The sequence below is a fragment of the Streptomyces sp. NPDC087422 genome (assembly GCF_044744145.1).
Taxonomy (GTDB): Bacteria; Actinomycetota; Actinomycetes; order Streptomycetales; family Streptomycetaceae; genus Actinacidiphila.
This window is the reverse complement of sequence record NZ_JBIUXT010000013.1, coordinates 84,155-99,614: the sequence shown is the minus strand read 5'-3', so window position 1 is coordinate 99,614 and position 15,460 is coordinate 84,155. Positions and strand designations below refer to the sequence as shown.

At 71.8% G+C, this 15,460-nt stretch carries 17 protein-coding genes; 13 read left to right on the top strand and 4 right to left on the bottom strand.

Annotation, left to right across the window (positions count from 1 at the left end):
* Positions 1–64 precede the first annotated feature (64 nt).
* Positions 65–1,435, top strand: coding sequence for an FAD-linked oxidase C-terminal domain-containing protein (locus ACIO6U_RS31120; RefSeq protein WP_355343057.1), 1,371 nt, complete (start codon positions 65–67; stop codon positions 1,433–1,435).
* Positions 1,436–1,460: 25 nt separating this feature from the next.
* On the opposite strand, the gene ACIO6U_RS31115 is transcribed toward ACIO6U_RS31120, so the two are convergent.
* A complete protein-coding gene (locus ACIO6U_RS31115; protein WP_355343286.1) occupies positions 1,461–1,940 on the bottom strand; it encodes an SsgA family sporulation/cell division regulator in 480 nt (159 codons plus the stop codon).
* 319 nt (positions 1,941–2,259) lie between these two features.
* On the opposite strand from ACIO6U_RS31115, the gene ACIO6U_RS31110 reads away from it, so the two are divergent.
* The 3 genes from ACIO6U_RS31110 (at position 2,260) to ACIO6U_RS31100 (ending at position 4,868) form a co-directional block, all read left to right on the top strand.
* Positions 2,260–3,441 (top strand): RDD family protein, encoded by a 1,182-nt coding sequence (locus tag ACIO6U_RS31110; RefSeq protein ID WP_401724161.1) that lies wholly within the window; start codon positions 2,260–2,262, stop codon positions 3,439–3,441.
* A 117-nt stretch (positions 3,442–3,558) separates the two neighbouring features.
* Positions 3,559–4,320 (top strand): RDD family protein, encoded by a 762-nt coding sequence (locus ACIO6U_RS31105; RefSeq protein WP_401724158.1) that lies wholly within the window; start codon positions 3,559–3,561, stop codon positions 4,318–4,320.
* A 74-nt stretch (positions 4,321–4,394) separates the two neighbouring features.
* Positions 4,395–4,868: an RDD family protein gene (locus ACIO6U_RS31100; protein WP_401304919.1), complete on the top strand. Its 474-nt coding sequence runs from the start codon at positions 4,395–4,397 to the stop codon at positions 4,866–4,868.
* Between the two features lie 136 nt (positions 4,869–5,004).
* On the opposite strand, the gene ACIO6U_RS31095 is transcribed toward ACIO6U_RS31100, so the two are convergent.
* Positions 5,005–5,358, bottom strand: coding sequence for a hypothetical protein (locus ACIO6U_RS31095; protein WP_401724155.1), 354 nt, complete (start codon positions 5,356–5,358; stop codon positions 5,005–5,007).
* Between the two features lie 316 nt (positions 5,359–5,674).
* Here ACIO6U_RS31095 and ACIO6U_RS31090 point away from each other — a divergent pair, with 316 nt between their 5' ends.
* Positions 5,675–8,083: an immune inhibitor A domain-containing protein gene (locus tag ACIO6U_RS31090; protein WP_391163956.1), complete on the top strand. Its 2,409-nt coding sequence runs from the start codon at positions 5,675–5,677 to the stop codon at positions 8,081–8,083.
* A 159-nt stretch (positions 8,084–8,242) separates the two neighbouring features.
* A complete protein-coding gene (locus tag ACIO6U_RS31085; protein WP_355343075.1) occupies positions 8,243–8,566 on the top strand; it encodes a hypothetical protein in 324 nt (107 codons plus the stop codon).
* 17 nt (positions 8,567–8,583) lie between these two features.
* On the opposite strand, the gene ACIO6U_RS31080 is transcribed toward ACIO6U_RS31085, so the two are convergent.
* Together ACIO6U_RS31080 and ACIO6U_RS31075 are read right to left on the bottom strand one after the other, a co-directional pair.
* Complete coding sequence (locus tag ACIO6U_RS31080) at positions 8,584–9,174, bottom strand: isochorismatase family protein (protein WP_355343078.1); 591 nt, start codon at positions 9,172–9,174, stop codon at positions 8,584–8,586.
* Positions 9,175–9,337: 163 nt separating this feature from the next.
* A complete protein-coding gene (locus tag ACIO6U_RS31075) occupies positions 9,338–10,666 on the bottom strand; it encodes a nicotinate phosphoribosyltransferase (protein WP_355343081.1) in 1,329 nt (442 codons plus the stop codon).
* A 154-nt stretch (positions 10,667–10,820) separates the two neighbouring features.
* Here ACIO6U_RS31075 and clpS point away from each other — a divergent pair, with 154 nt between their 5' ends.
* The 7 genes from clpS (at position 10,821) to ACIO6U_RS31040 (ending at position 15,334) form a co-directional block, all read left to right on the top strand.
* Positions 10,821–11,132 carry an ATP-dependent Clp protease adapter ClpS gene (gene clpS / locus ACIO6U_RS31070; protein WP_188282151.1) on the top strand — a complete coding sequence of 104 codons (312 nt, stop codon included), beginning with the start codon at positions 10,821–10,823 and terminating at the stop codon, positions 11,130–11,132.
* Positions 11,132–11,689, top strand: coding sequence for a DUF2017 family protein (locus ACIO6U_RS31065; protein WP_391047204.1), 558 nt, complete (start codon positions 11,132–11,134; stop codon positions 11,687–11,689). Before clpS ends, ACIO6U_RS31065 begins: the two co-directional genes overlap by 1 nt.
* Before the next feature lie 168 nt (positions 11,690–11,857).
* Positions 11,858–13,345, top strand: coding sequence for an amino acid permease (locus tag ACIO6U_RS31060; RefSeq protein ID WP_355343084.1), 1,488 nt, complete (start codon positions 11,858–11,860; stop codon positions 13,343–13,345).
* Positions 13,346–13,429: 84 nt separating this feature from the next.
* Positions 13,430–13,840: a M67 family metallopeptidase gene (locus ACIO6U_RS31055; protein WP_355343087.1), complete on the top strand. Its 411-nt coding sequence runs from the start codon at positions 13,430–13,432 to the stop codon at positions 13,838–13,840.
* A gap of 59 nt (positions 13,841–13,899) precedes the next feature.
* A complete protein-coding gene (locus ACIO6U_RS31050; protein WP_317452711.1) occupies positions 13,900–14,004 on the top strand; it encodes a putative leader peptide in 105 nt (34 codons plus the stop codon).
* Positions 14,005–14,105: 101 nt separating this feature from the next.
* Positions 14,106–14,384 carry a MoaD/ThiS family protein gene (locus tag ACIO6U_RS31045; RefSeq protein ID WP_188282154.1) on the top strand — a complete coding sequence of 93 codons (279 nt, stop codon included), beginning with the start codon at positions 14,106–14,108 and terminating at the stop codon, positions 14,382–14,384.
* A complete protein-coding gene (locus ACIO6U_RS31040) occupies positions 14,384–15,334 on the top strand; it encodes a cysteine synthase (protein ID WP_391047110.1) in 951 nt (316 codons plus the stop codon). Before ACIO6U_RS31045 ends, ACIO6U_RS31040 begins: the two co-directional genes overlap by 1 nt.
* Positions 15,335–15,460: the final 126 nt, after the last annotated feature.

Sequence of the window (15,460 nt, the reverse complement as noted above, 5' to 3'; positions counted from 1 at the left end):
CACCCTGTGGTCTCGTGGGGGTCCCGCCCTTGAGGGCGGGGCCCCGGCCTGTCAGGGTGAACACATGCACGATGAACTGATCACCGCACTGCGCGGCGGCCTGCCGCCGGAGGCGGTACTGACCGACCCCGACGTCGTCGCGGCGTACTCCCAGGACATGGCGAGCTTCTCCGCCGTCGGCACCCCGGCGGCGGTCGTGCTGCCCCGCAGCACCGAGGACGTGCAGCACGTCATGCGGACCGCGACCGCGCACCGGGCGCCGGTCGTACCGCAGGGGGCGCGGACCGGGCTGTCCGGCGGCGCCAACGCCATGGACGGCTGCATCGTGCTCTCGCTGGTGAAGATGGACCGCATCCTGGAGATCGACACGGTCGACCGGATCGCCGTGGTCGAACCGGGCGTCGTCAACGCCGTGCTGTCCAGGGCGGTCGGCGAGCACGGCCTGTCCTACCCGCCGGACCCGTCGAGCTGGGAACAGTGCACGATCGGCGGCAACATCGGCACCGGCGCGGGCGGCCTGTGCTGCGTGAAGTACGGGGTGACGGCCGAGTACGTCCTCGGCCTCGAGGTGGTGCTGGCCGACGGGCGGCTGCTGACCACCGGGCGGCGCACCGCCAAGGGCGTGGCGGGATACGACCTCACGCGGCTCTTCGTCGGCTCCGAGGGCACCCTCGGCATCGTCGTGAAGGCGGTCCTCGCGCTGCGGCCCGCGCCGCCGCGCCAGCTCGCCATGGTCGCCGAATTCCCGTCGGCCGCCGCGGCCTGCGCCGCCGTCTGCTCGATCATGGAGAGCGGCCATGTGCCGTCGCTGCTGGAGCTGATGGACGGCACGACCATCCGCGCGGTCAACGCGATGGCGAACATGGGCCTGCCCGAGACCACCGAGGCCATGCTGCTCGCCGCCTTCGACACCGCCGACCCGGCCGCCGACCTCGCCGCGGTCGGCGAGCTGTGCACGGCGGCGGGCGCCACCGACGTGGTGCCCGCGGAGGACAGCGCCGAGTCCGAGATGCTGCTCCAGGCGCGCCGCCTGTCGCTGACGGCGCTGGAGACCATCTCGACGGCCATGATGATCGACGACGTGTGCGTACCGCGCGCGAAGCTCGGCGAGATGCTGGACGGCGTCGCGGACATCTCGGCCAAGTTCGGCCTGACGATCGGGGTGTGCGCGCACGCGGGCGACGGCAACACCCACCCCGTGGTCTGCTTCGACGCGCACGACCCCGACGAGGCCCTGCGGGCCCGCGAGTCCTTCGACGAGATCATGGCGCTCGGTCTCGCACTCGGCGGCACCATCACCGGCGAGCACGGCGTCGGCCTGCTCAAGAAGGACTGGCTGGCCCGCGAACTCGGCCCCACCGGCGTCGAGTTGCAGCGCGGCGTGAAGGCCGTCTTCGACCCGCTCGGGCTGCTGAATCCGGGCAAGCTGTTCTGAGGGCCGCGCCGGGCGTGCCCGGCCCTCACGCCCCCGCGTCCGGCGTCTCGTCCTTCCCCGACCACGGATCGCTCAGCCACAGCTCGTCCCGCGTGGTCGGGGCGAGCAACCGGCTGAGACCGTCGTCCATGCCGAGCTGCTCGTGCTCGGTGCCCGGCGGCACCACCCGCAGCGTCCGCTCCAGCCAGGCCGCGACCGGCGACGAGGGCGCCTCCAGCAGCGCGTTGCCGTCGGGGGAGCTGAGGGCCAGACAGATCACGCTGCGGCCGTTGACCTTCGTCGGCCAGATCCGCACGTCACCGTGACCGCACGGCCTGAACACCCCCTCCACGATCAGCTCGCGGGCGAAGGTCCAGTTCACGGGGGCGTCGGAGCCCACGTGGAAAGTGATGTGCACGGCAAAGGGATCATCCGTGCGATAGGCCAGCCTGGCGGGTACGGGGATGCTCCGCTCCGGCGACAGCACTAGCTGCATTTCCAGTTCGCGTTCCACCACGGTGTGCATCGACTCGACATCCTTTCCTCGGCGCGGCAGCCCCATTTCGCGTTCCGCGTGTTCCGCGGTGTCTTCGGTGACGCGCAGCGGGTGCTGCGCCGGGGCCTGCACCAGGAGAGAGCGCGTACCACTCCAACCATTACGCGGGTTCGCGGGATTCGGTTCAAATTTCCTGAAGCACGGGCACGAGGGGGCGCGTACGGGTAAAGACAAGTACGCCCTCCGAAGCCGGGCGGTGCGGGGAACGGCGGTCACGCCGGGCCCGCGCGTCTGGTAGATGTGGACGTCACAAACCCCCCAGACCGAGCAGATACGGATTCCGTGAACCATGAGCGCACCCACTTCTGGCTCCTCCGGTTCCTCCTCCGCGTCCCCGGCCCCGGGCTACTACCCTGACCCCTCGGTCCCGAACTACATCCGCTACTGGAACGGCTCCACCTGGGTGCCGGGTACGAGCCGGCCCGCGCCCGCCGCGGGTGAGGCGCCGGTTCCGTCCCCGTCCCCTTCTTCTTCCCCTCCGCCCGCCCCGGCGATGGACGAGTCCGGGCCAATGTTCCTCGACGAGGACCCGGGGGCGCCGCACTCCGACTTCGGTACGCCGGCGCCCGCTGCGGCCCCGGCGTCCGCCCCGGAGCCCGCTCCTTCCTGGCCCCGGCCCGCCGGGCAGGAGCCCGGCGCCGAGCCGCCGCGGATCTCCTGGGGCGCCGCGGGCACGGCCGCCGCGCCGGGCGTGCCCGCGCAGCAGCCTCCGCCCGCCGCCGAGCGGCCCCAGCCGCGGACACCGCCCCACCAGCCGCAGGTCCACGCCCAGCCGCAGGTCCACGCCCAGCCGCAGGCCGCCCCCCAGCCGCAGCCGCAGCCGCAGGCCCAGCCGCAGCCTCAACCGCAGGCCGCGCCCTGGGCGCAGCAGGTGCACCATCTGGCCCGGCAGTCGGCGGGGGAGCAGGAGCGGCCCGCGGGCGAGGAGCGCCCGGCGCCGTGGCGGCCCCCGGCCGGTGACCCGTTCCTGAGCATGATCTCGGCGCAGGGGCGGCCGGGTGCGCTGGTGCGGCGGTTCGCGGCGCGCGTGCTCGACACGGTGCTGTTCTGCGCGGTGACCGCCGCCGCGGCCGTACCGCTGGGCACGGCCGCGTACCACCACATCCATACGAAGGTGGACGACGCGAAGCAGAGCGGCGAGACCGTGAAGGTGTGGCTGATCGACGGCACGACGGGCCTGGAGTTGGCCGTGGTGCTGCTGGTGGCGGTCCTGGCGGGCCTGCTGCTCGAAGTGCTGCCGACCGTCAAGTGGGGGCGCACGCTGGGCAAGAAGCTGGTGGGCCTGCGGGTGCTGGACGTCGAGGCGCAGATCCCGCCGGCCTTCGGCCCGAGCCTTCGCCGCTGGCTGACCCACACCGTGCTGGACGTCCTGGTCGTCGGCGTCGTCGGCCTCGCCTGGTGCCTCTTCGACCGCCCGTGGCGCCAGTGCTGGCACGACAAGGCCGCGCGGACGTTCGTGGCGGCCGACTGAGGTCACGTCCGGGGGCGGGTCGTACGTCCGCGCCGATGCCGTACGTCCGGGGCGGCGCCGTACTCCGAACGGAGTCCGCAGCGGGCGGGCGGCCGGTGTCCGGGTTTGACTCGGGACATGAGTACCGATCAGCCAGCGCCCGGTTCCCCCCAGGACCCCTTCGCCAAGCCGCCAGGCGACCAGGCCGGCGGCCCGTACAACGGCGCCCAGGGCACCCCGCCGCCGGGCAATCCGTACGGCGGCGACCCGTACGGCGGCGGTCCCGCCACTCCGGGCGGCCCCGGCGGCTCCGACAACCCCTACGGCGGCGGTCCCGGCGGCCCGGCGAATCCGTACGGCGGCGGCGGTCCCGGCGGCCCGGCGAATCCGTACGGCGGCGGTCCTGGCGGTCCCGGCGGGCCCGGGGACCCCAACAACCCCTACGGCGGCGCCCCGCAGGACCCGCTGGCCGGGATGCCGCCGCTGGCGGACGGCGGCAAGCGCGTGCTGGCCCGCGTCATCGACGTGATCATCGTGCTGATCCCGGCCGGTCTGCTGGACTGGGCGGCGGGCGGCACCGACAACTTCAGCAGCGGCAAGTCGGCGGTCGGCGGCGCCTTCTTCGCGGTGCTCGGCTTCCTCTACGAGTGGTTCATGACCCGGTCCACCGGCCAGACGGTGGGCAAGAAGCTGATGAAGCTGCGCGTGGCGATGCTGGAGAACGGCAGCGTGCCCACCTCCGCGGCGGCGGGGCTGCGCGCGCTCGTGCTGTGGCTGCCCGCCTTCTGCTGCAGCTGCGTCTGGTTCGTGATCCTCGGCATCACGGTGCTGTTCGACAAGCCGTACAAGCAGGGGCTCCATGACAAGGCCGCCAAGACGGTGGTCGTCCAGACCGCCTGACGGACCGGCGGCCGGGCGGAAGGGCGCCGCACACGCCCTGTACCGCCACCCGGATGGCTGATTGACTGAGCGTCATGAGTGCAGACCAGCCGTCCGGGATGGCCCCGCTCGCCTCCCTCGGCCAGCGGTTCCTGGCCCGGGTCGTCGACACCGCGATCCTGATCGTCCTCGACGTGCTGCTCAGCGCGGCGGTGTTCGGCGGTGATCTGTCCCATCCAGGTGACGCGGGCCGCGGCAAGGAGATCCTCGCGGGGGCGGCGACCTTCATCGCGTACTTCCTCTACGAGGGCGCCATGACCGCCGCCCGCGGGCAGACCCTCGGCAAGATGCTGCTGCGGATACGCGCGGCGCGCCTGGAGGACGGCGCGGTCCCCGGCGGCGTCGGCTGGACGCGGGCCGCGGTCTACGCGCTGCCCGGCGTGCTCGTCACGATCCTGATCGGCCCGCTCTTCTGGCTGCTCAACTCCCTGTGGTGCACCTGGGACAAGCCGTTCCGGCAGTGCCTGCACGACAAGGCGGCCAGGACCGTGGTCGTGGCCGCCGTCTGACGCGGTGCAACGGTGAAGCGGTGCAGCGGACGAGCGCTGGAGCGATGAAGCGGTGGCGCCGTGAAGTGCCGAAGTGCCGAAGTGCCTTCAGCGGTGACATGCGGTGCGGGTCTTCCGCGCGGGTCCGCGCCGGGCCTCAGCGTCGTAGTGACGCCTCGCCGACCCGCGACGACTCGCGTACGCCGCGACCGCCGGCGGCCCGGGGGAGCGGGCGCTGTGCGGGGGACGGTTGGGCGCCGGACTCGGCGGCGGGAACGGTGGAACCGGTAGAACCGGTGGAGGCGCTGGGCCGGGCCTGGGCGGACCGCACCCGGGCGACGAAGGGCAGGGTGACGGTCACCGCGACGAGCAGGCCCAGGATCAGTCCCGCCGCGCAAATGACGGCGACTCCCACGCCGGACCGTGCGTCCGACAGCAGGAGCATCGCGAAGGTGGACAGGACAACGGTCAGGGAACCGTAGGCGAGTTGCGCGGTCGTAGGACGTGGCATTGGGGGAATCCGTCCTCGGTAGCGGGCTGGCTCTACGCTTCGGCATGCCCGGCCCGAACATGGGGTAAGCGTGACCTAACCCACGGTGCGGAGCACGAGGGGGCGCACGGGGTCGCAAGCGTGTCAGGCGTCTCATCCTGCGGACGCCGGTGTCCGTCAACGCCCGGACGGCGGCGGCCGGTTGGTGTGACCTGTGGGTCCGCTGAGCGGTGCCGGGAAACCGGTAAACGTACTGGCCTGCCATGCTCAAGTCAAGATCTGTTTTTTCTCCCGTCACTCCGATGCAATGGCCTTTCTCAAGGGGAGGTCAAAAATCTTGAAAACGCAGCGGAGGATCACCACACCCGCCGCCCTGGCCCTCGCGATAGCCGTGTTGGGCGTCACCGCGGTCACCACCGCGGGGGCGTACGCGGCTCCCGCCGAGAAGGGGCAGCCCGCACCCGTGGCCAGCCACGATCCGGCGGAGAACCAGGCCCACGATCTGCCGGGCCCGTTCAGCGAGAAGCAGTCGGCCGAGCGTACGGCCGCGCTTCAGCAGGTCGTGAACGGCGACGCGACCGTGCAGCAGCGCGGCGGCTCGAAGGTCGTCCAACTCGGCTCCGGCAAGGGCAAGAAGAGCAAGTACGTCGAGCTGGGCCGCGAGCAGACCGACAAGATCTTCACGATTCTTGTCGAGTTCGGCGACCAGGTCGACAACACCACGACGTACGACCCGGACGGCCCCGACGGCCCGCAGCCGCCGGTCGTGAAGTACGGCGGCGACCCGGGCCCCGCGCACAACACCATCGCCAAGCCGGACCCGAAGAACGACAACAGCACGGCCTGGCAGGCGGATTACAACCAGCAGCACTTCAACGACCTCTACTTCTCGCACGACGCGAAGAAGGAGTCGCTGGCGAAGTACTACGAGAAGCAGTCCTCGGGCCGCTACTCGGTGGAGGGCGAGGTCTCCTCCTGGGTCAAGGTGCCCTGGAACGAGGCCCGTTACGGCTCCAACTACTGCGGCGCCAGCACCTGCTCCAGCGCCTGGGACCTGATCCGCGACGCCACCACCGCGTACGTCGCCGACCAGAAGGCCCAGGGCCGCACCGACGCGCAGATCAAGGCGGACCTGGCCCAGTACGACCAGTGGGACCGCTACGACTACGACGGCGACGGCAACTTCAACGAGCCCGACGGCTACATCGACCACTTCCAGATCGTGCACGCGGGCGAGGACGAGTCCGCGGGCGGCGGCGCCCAGGGCACGGACGCGCTGTGGGCGCACCGCTGGTACGCCTACGGCACCGACGCGGGTCGCACGGGCCCGGCCGACAACAAGTCCGGCGGCACCCAGATCGGCAACACCGGCGTCTGGATCGGTGATTACACCCTCCAGCCGGAGAACGGCGGACTCGGCGTCTTCGCGCACGAGTACGGCCACGACCTCGGCCTGCCCGACGAGTACGACACCACGTACGTCGGCGAGTCCAGCGTCGGCTTCTGGTCGCTGATGTCCTCCGGCTCCTGGATGGGCACCGGCAAGGACTCGATCGGCGACCTCCCGGACGACATGAGCGCCTGGGACAAGCTCCAGCTCGGCTGGCTCAACTACGGTACGGCCAAGGCCGCTTCGCGCTCGACGACCAAGCTGGGCGTCGCCGAGTACAACACCAAGGACAAGCAGGCGCTGATCGTCTCGCTGCCCGACAAGGCGGTCACCACCGCCATCACCGCGCCCGCCGAGGGCAGCAAGCAGTGGTGGAGCGGCAGCGGCGACAACCTGTCCAACACCCTGACCCGCTCGGTCGACCTGACCGGCAAGTCCTCGGCGTCGCTGGCCCTCAAGGGCTGGTGGGACATCGAGGAGGGGTACGACTACCTCTACACCGAGGCGTCCGCCGACGGCGGGGCCACCTGGACCGCGCTCGACGGCACCGCCAACGGCAAGTCCATCCCGCGCGACGGCGGCGGCACCCCGGCGCTGACCGGCACCAACGGCGCGTACCAGGACCTGTCCTTCCCGCTGAACGCCTACGCGGGCAAGCAGATCCAGCTCCGCTTCCGCTACCTGACCGACGGCGGCGTGGCCCAGCAGGGCTTCGCGGCCGACGCGATCTCGGTCACCGCGGACGGCGCGACCGTCTTCACCGACGGCGCCGAGACGGACGACAACGGCTGGACCGCCAAGGGCTTCTCCCGGATCGGGGCGTCGTTCACCAACGACTACCCGCAGTACTACATCGCGGAGAACCGGCAGTACGTCTCGTACGACAAGACGCTGAAGACCGGCCCGTACAACTTCGGCTGGACGAGCACCCGGCCGGACTGGGTCGAGCACTACCCGTACCAGAACGGTCTGCTGGTCTGGCTGTGGGACACCTCGCAGGCCGACAACAACGTCGGCATCCACCCCGGCACGGGCCAGATCCTGCCGATCGACGCCCACGCCAAGGCGGAGAAGTGGTCGGACGGCAGCGTGATGCGCAACCGCATCCAGGCGTACGACTCGCCGTTCAGTTGGTTCCCGACCGATGGCTTCACCGTGCACACCAACGGTGTCGCCACCAAGGTCAAGGCGAAGCTCGGCAACCCGGTCTTCGACGACCACTACGGCTCCTACTGGGACGCCGCGAACCCGACCGGCGGGGTGAAGGTGCAGGACACCAACACCCGGATCACCATCGTCGGTGAGGCGCTCGACGGCAGCACGATGACCCTCCAGGTCGGGCCGGCGCACCGCTGATCACCGGGCCGATCACCGGGCCGATCACCGGGACGGTCACCGCACGAAGATCGTCCTGATCGGGTCGCACCCGCTGTGACCTGCTGTTTCATCCGGGTTCATCCCGCGTTCGGCCGTCGTCCTCTGGTGGGCGGCGGCCGAACGGCTGATGATGTGACCATGGCGGTCGGTGGATTCACCAAGCTCCCGGGCGGCACGGTCGTCGTCGCACTCGGCCTGCCGCATCCGGCGTGCCCCGAACGCACGGTACGGGTCGTGGTGCACGCCCAGAACCGGCAGCGCGCCCTCACCCGGCTCAGCAACCTCGGCTTCCGCGGCGCCCGGCTCACCGGCAACGCCGAGCCGCCCACGCCCGACGAGGTCACCGCGGTCCTGCACCACCCGGACGGCCTGGTCTGGCGCGAATACCGCGGCAAGGGGGACGTCGGCGCCAGCACCGAGCTGTGGCACCCGATCTCGGCGCTGAACCGTACTCCGCGCTAGCTGAACCGTACTCCGCGCTAGCCGGCGACCACCGGGGCGCCGGTCAGCTCCACGCCCGCCTCGCGCAGCTCCACCAGCGCCCGGTCGGTCGTCGTGGGCGCCACGCCCGCGGTCAGCGAGAGCAGCACGCGGGTCGTGAAGCCGTCGCGTACGGAGTCCAGCGCGGTCGCCCGCACGCAGTGGTCGGTGGCGATGCCCACCACGTCCACCTCCGTGACGCCGCGCTCGCGCAGCCAGCCGGTCAGCGCCGCGCCGTTCTCGTCCAGGCCCTCGAAGCCGCTGTACGCCGCCGCGTACGCCCCCTTGTCGAAGACCGCGTCCACCGCGCCGGAGGCGACCGCGGGCGCGAAGTTCGGGTGGAACCCCGCGCCCTCCGTGCCCGCGACGCAGTGCACCGGCCACGACGTCACGAAGTCCGGCCGGTCCGAGAAGTGCGAGCCCGGGTCGATGTGGTGGTCCCTGGTGGCGACGACGTGCCGGTAGCTGCCCGCCGACTCCCCGATCAGGTCCGTGATCGCCGCGGCCACGTCGGCCCCGCCGGTCACCGCGAGGCTGCCGCCCTCGCAGAAGTCGTTCTGCACGTCGACGACGATCAATGCGCGGTGCATTTTGCCCTTCCGGCGGAAAGTGTGGAAACGGTCCCGAGCCTAGGGGTGCGCTCCCCCCAACGTAAGACGTTGCCCTCCCCGCTGCGCGGGGAACCGCGCGCTCAGCCGTCGACGGGCCGCTCGCGCGGTTCCTCGCGCCCCTGAGGGGGCGCCCCCGCGGGGGTCACATCAGTTCGGTGGGGAGGACGGGCTCGCCGCGGGAGAGCTGGGTCGCGGAGAGGGGAAGGCCCGCGCGAGCGGTGATGTGGCGGGCGCGGGCGGAGTCGAGGGGCTCGCGGCCGATGACCTCGCCGTGGCGGACGAGGGGGACGAGGAGCTGGCGGTCGGCGAGCTCGGGCGGCACGGCCCCGGTGCCGACCACCTCGGCGGCGGCGACGCCGTCCTCGTCGAGCCGCCGGGCGGCCCACTTGCGGCCGCCGACGCTCGTCTTGCCGCCGAGTGACTTCTTGGCGACGGAGACCAGCGGCTCGTCGGGGTCGTCGGAGGTGGCGCGGGCCACGAGCTTGTAGACCATCGAGCAGGTGGGGTGCCCGCTGCCGGTGACCAGGGAGGTGCCGACCCCGTAGGCGTCCACGGGCGCGGCGGCCATCGAGGCGATGGCGTACTCGTCCAGATCGGAGGTCACGACGATCTTCGTGTCCTTGGCGCCGAGGTCGTCGAGCTGCTGGCGCACCCGGTAGGCGAGCAGCAGCAGGTCGCCGGAGTCGATCCGGACCGCTCCCAGCTCGGGCCCGGCGATCTCCACGGCGGTGCGCACGGCGCTGGTGAGGTCGTACGTGTCCACCAGCAGCGTCGTGCCGCGGCCGAGCGCGTCCACCTGGGCGGTGAACGCGTCGCGCTCGGTGTCGTGCAGCAGCGTGAAGGCGTGCGCGCTGGTGCCGATGGTCGGGATGCCGTACCGGAAACCGGCGGCGAGGTTGGAGGAGGAGCCGAAGCCGCCGATGTACGCGGCCCGCGAGGCGGCCACCGCGGCCAGCTCGTGGGCGCGCCTGGCGCCCATCTCCATCAGCGGACGGCCGCCCGCGGCCACCGCCATCCGGGAGGCCGCCGCGGCGATCGCCGAGTCGTGGTTGAGGATCGACAGGATGACCGTCTCCAGCAGCACGGCCTCGGCGAAGGTGCCCTCGACGCGCAGGATCGGCGAGCCGGGGAAGTACACCTCGCCCTCCGGGTATCCCCAGATGTCGCCGGTGAAGCGGTAGCCCGCCAGCCAGTCGAGGGTCGCGGAGTCCACCACGCCCTCGCGCTCCAGGAATTCCAGCACGGGTTCGTCGAAGCGGAAGTTCTCCACCGCGTCGAGGACCCGGCCGGTGCCGGCGACCACTCCGTAGCGGCGCCCCTCGGGCAGCCTGCGGGTGAACGCCTCGAAGACCGAGCGGCGCTGCGCGGCGCCGCTGCGCAGGGCGGCCCGCAGCATCGTCAGCTCGTACCGGTCGGTGAACAGGGCGGTGGACGGCACGTCCACCGGCAGTCCCAGGTCTGCTGTGCTCATGGCGAGGATGCTACCCCCAATACTCGTCAGAGTGACGATTTCTCGGGGGCAAGTGTGCGGCGCCGCACACCGGCGGATTCCGCGCGGGCGCAAAACCCCCCATTCGGCGGTGCCGCGCACGCCCATTTGTGCGAGGCACCACAGGAGCGGCAGCATGGAACCTGTGAGTGTCGCGCCAGTAGAAGTCGAGCGTCCCGAAGCGAGCGAAGCGCCTTTCGAGGTTCCCGCGCCGGACGTGCCGTGGGTGACCCTCGTCCACAACGACCCCGTCAACCTCATGAGCTACGTGACGTATGTCTTCCAGACCTACTTCGGGTACTCGAAGGGCAAGGCCAAGAAGCTGATGGAAGACGTCCATTACAAGGGCCGCGCCGTGGTGTCGAGCGGCACCCGCGAGGAGATGGAACGCGACGTGCAGGCGATGCACGGATACGGCCTGTGGGCCACCTTGACGCAGGACCGCTGATGGGCCGCCGCGCCCGTGCGGGCTACTTCGAGCGGGTCCGCGGCGGCGGCGCCGCGATCGAGCTGGACACCGTGGAGATCTCCATCCTCCGCAGCCTCACGGCGCAGTTGCTCGAACTCGTCGGTCCGGGCAGCCAGCCCGCGGAGGCCGACGACGACCCGCTGGCCGCGCTCTTCGCCGACGGCCCCACCAAGCCCCCGGAGGACCCGGCGCTGGCCCGGCTCTTCCCGAGCGCGTACGAGGAGACCGCCGACGCCGCCGAATTCCGCCGCTTCACCGAGAACGACCTGCGCGCCCGCAAGCGCGAGGACGCCCTCGCCGTGCTGCGCGCTCTGGACGCGGGCGGCCCGCTGATCCGGCTCAGCGCCGACGAGGCCCGCCAGTGGCTCGGCACGCTCAACGACCTGCGGCTGTCCATCGGCGCCCGGCTGGAGGTCAGCGAGGACGAGCGCAGCGAGCTGTACCACCTGCCGGACGAGGACCCGCGCAAGCCGCTGATGCTCGCCTTCCAGTGGTTCGGCCTGCTCCAGGAGACCCTGCTCGAAGCCCTCACCTGAGCCGCGCCCGGCCCTCACCCGAGCCCCGCGCGGCCCTCGCCTGAGCCGCGCCCGAGCCGCGCCCACCCGCCCCCGGCCCGTATCCGCCCCTCTTCCGGCCCGCACCCGACCTGACGGACCGTCGGCCGCCGACGGGCGGCGCCGTACCGCGCGTGGTACGAATCCGGCATGACGGACGTGTCGGACGTGACGGGTGGAACGGACGGGCGGGACGGGGCGGGCGAGGCCCCGGCGGGGGACGAGGGGTACGCGCGCGGCCTCGGCAGCCGCCAGATCCAGATGATCGCCATCGGCGGCGCGATCGGCACCGGCCTGTTCCTCGGCGCGGGCCGCGCCATCCACCAGGCGGGCCCCGGCCTGGTCCTGATGTACGCCGTCGCGGGCGTCGCCATCTTCGTCATCATGCGCGCGCTGGGCGAACTCCTCACCTACCGCCCGGTGTCCGGCTCCTTCGCCGACTACGCCCGCGAATTCCTCGGCCCCTTCGCGGGCTTCGTCACCGGCTGGACGTACTGGCTGATGTGGGTGGTCACCGGCATGGCCGAGGTCACCGCCGCCGCCACCTACCTCGCGTACTGGTGGCCCTGGATTCCGCAGTGGACCGCCGCCCTCGGCTTCCTCGTCCTGCTCTTCGCGGCCAACCTGATCTCCGTGCGGCTCTTCGGCGAGGTCGAGTTCTGGCTGTCGATGGTGAAGGTCACCGCCATCGCGGGCATGATCCTCATCGGCGTCGGCGTCCTCACCCTCGGGGTGTCCGCGGCCGGTGACACCGCCTCGGTCGGCCACCTGTGGCGCGACGGCGGCGTCTTCCCCAACGGCGTCGGCTCCTCGCTGCTCACCCTCCAGATCGTCATGTTCGCCTATCTGGCCGTCGAACTCGTCGGCGTCACCGCGGGCGAGGCCGAGAACCCCCGCGAGACGCTGCCCAAGGCCATCAACACCCTTCCCTGGCGCATCGGCCTGTTCTACGTCGGCGCGCTCGCCGTCATCCTCTGCGTCGTCCCCTGGACCGAATTCCGGCCCGGCGTCAGCCCGTTCGTGGCCGCCTTCGCCCGGATCGGCATCCCCTTCGGCGCGGGCATCGTCAACTTCGTGGTGCTCACCGCCGCCCTGTCGTCCTGCAACTCCGGGATGTACTCCACCGGGCGCATGCTCCGCGACCTCGCCGTCAACGGCCAGGGCCCGCGGGTCTTCACCCGCCTCACCGCCCGCCGCACCCCGGCCACCGGCACCCTGGTCTCCGTCGCCCTGATGGGCACCGGCGTGTGGCTCAACTACGTCGACCCCGCAGGCGCGTTCACGTACATCACCGCCTTCGCGACCGTCGCCGCCGTCTGGACCTGGGGGGTGATCCTCGCCTCGCACATCCGCTACCGCGCCGCGGTCAAGGACGGGCGCGCGGCGGCGGCCTGGTTCACCGCGCCCGGCGGCGCCGTCGCCAGCTGGCTCGCGCTCGCCTTCCTCGTCCTGGTGCTGGTGCTGATCGGCGCCGACGCCGACGCCCGGATCTCGCTGTACGGCGTCCCGCTGTGGCTCGCCCTCCTGGCCGGCGGCTACGCGCTGCTCAAGCGGCGCAATCCGGCCGCCTTCGCCCGCAGGGCCCACCTGGCGCCCGCCCCCACCCCCGCCGCCGCGACCGCGACCACCGGGCCGTGAGCGCCGCGACCGCGACCACCGGGCCGTGAGCGCCGGGCCCCGACCACCGGCCCGTGACCGCGCGGCCCCTGTTATTTTTCCCGCATGCTCACCATCACCCAGGACCTGTACGACCGGATCGTCGCGCACGCCGAGGCCGACGCCCCCGACGAGGCGTGCGGGGTCGTCGCGGGCCCCGAGGACAGCGACCGCCCCGAGCGGTTCGTGCCCATGCTGAACGCGGCCCGCTCACCCACCTTCTACGAGTTCGACTCGATGGAGCAGCTCCGGCTCGACAAGGAGATGCGGCAGCGCGGCGAGGAGCAGGTGGTGATCTACCACTCGCACACCGCGACCGAGGCGTACCCCTCCCGTACCGACATCTCGCTCGCCCAGGAACCCGGCGCGCACTACGTGCTGGTCTCGCTCGCGGAGGAGTTCCAGTTCCGCTCGTTCCGCATCGTGGACGGTGTCGTCACCGAAGAACCCGTACAGGTCGTGGACTCCTACGTCTGACGGTCCGGATCGTGGGACGGCCGTCTCGGCCCACCAGGGGGAATCGATACGATGACCCCATGGTTCTCTTCGACGTGAGTGACAAGGCGCCGGGCACGCTGCTCGTGGCGCGGCTGCACGTCGACCTGTGCCGCCGCACCAGCGCGGCGTGTCAGGGCGCCTGACCACCCGCGCCCGCTTCCGCACGCACCCCGCACGACCGCTGAAGCACCGCAGCCCCGCCCCGCCCCTGTCGTCGTACGCACGCACTCACTGGAGCGCAGTCATGGCCATCGAGGTCCGCATCCCGACCATCCTCCGCACCTACACCGACGGCCAGAAGGCCGTCGAAGGCGCCGGGACCACCCTGGACGAGCTGTTCGCGGACCTCGACACCCGGCACGCGGGCCTGCGCGACCGCGTCGTGGACGGCGGCGAGCTGCGCCGCTTCGTGAACGTCTACCTCAACGACGAGGACGTCCGCTTCCTCGACGGCATCTCCACCAAGGTCGCCGACGGCGACAGCGTGACGATCCTCCCGGCAGTGGCCGGCGGCGCGCGCTGATGCGTTACGACAGTTCGCTGGCGGCGGTCGGCAACACCCCGCTGGTCCGCCTGCCGCGCCTGTCGCCGTCCGACGAGGTGAGCGTCTGGGCGAAGCTGGAGGACCGCAATCCGACCGGCTCGGTCAAGGACCGCCCGGCCCTGCACATGATCGAGCAGGCCGAGGCGGACGGCCGCCTCACGCCCGGCTGCACCATCCTGGAGCCCACCTCAGGCAACACCGGCATCTCGCTGGCCATGGCCGCCCGCCTCAAGGGCTACCGGATCGTCTGCGTCATGCCGGAGAACACCTCCTCCGAGCGGCGCGAGCTGCTCGCCATGTGGGGCGCGGAGATCATCTCCTCACCGGCCGCGGGCGGCTCCAACACCGCGGTCCGGGTCGCCAAGGAACTGGCCGCCGAGCACCCCGACTGGGTGATGCTCTACCAGTACGGCAACCCCGCCAACCCGGCCGCGCACTACGCCACCACCGGCCCGGAGATCCTCGCCGACCTCCCCACCATCACCCACTTCGTCGCCGGTCTCGGCACCACCGGCACCCTCATGGGCGTCGGCCGCTTCCTGCGCGAGAAGGTGCCGGGAATCTCCGTCGTCGCCGCCGAGCCGCGCTACGACGACGTCGTCTACGGCCTGCGCAACCTCGACGAGGGCTTCGTGCCCGAGCTGTACGACGAGTCCGTGCTCACCACCCGCTTCTCCGTCGGCTCCGAGGACGCGGTCCGCCGCACCCGCGAACTCCTGTCGCAGGAAGGCATCTTCGCCGGGGTCTCCACCGGCGCGGCCCTGCACGCCGCCCTCGGCGTGGCCGCCAAGGCGCACCGCGCCGCCCAGCGCGCCGACATCGTCTTCATCGTCGCCGACGGCGGCTGGAAGTACCTCTCGACCGGCATCTACACCGCCGAGTCCACCGAGGCCGCCGTCGCGGCCCTGCACGGCCAGCTCTGGGCCTGACCGCTCGTCGGCCGGCCCGTCCGGCGTTCCAGGACACCCCCCGGTGCGCGGGGGCCCGCGTTGGTGTTCGGCAACCGGCCCCGCGGCCCCCCGTACTGGTGATTCCGCCCACAACGAGGTGCGGGA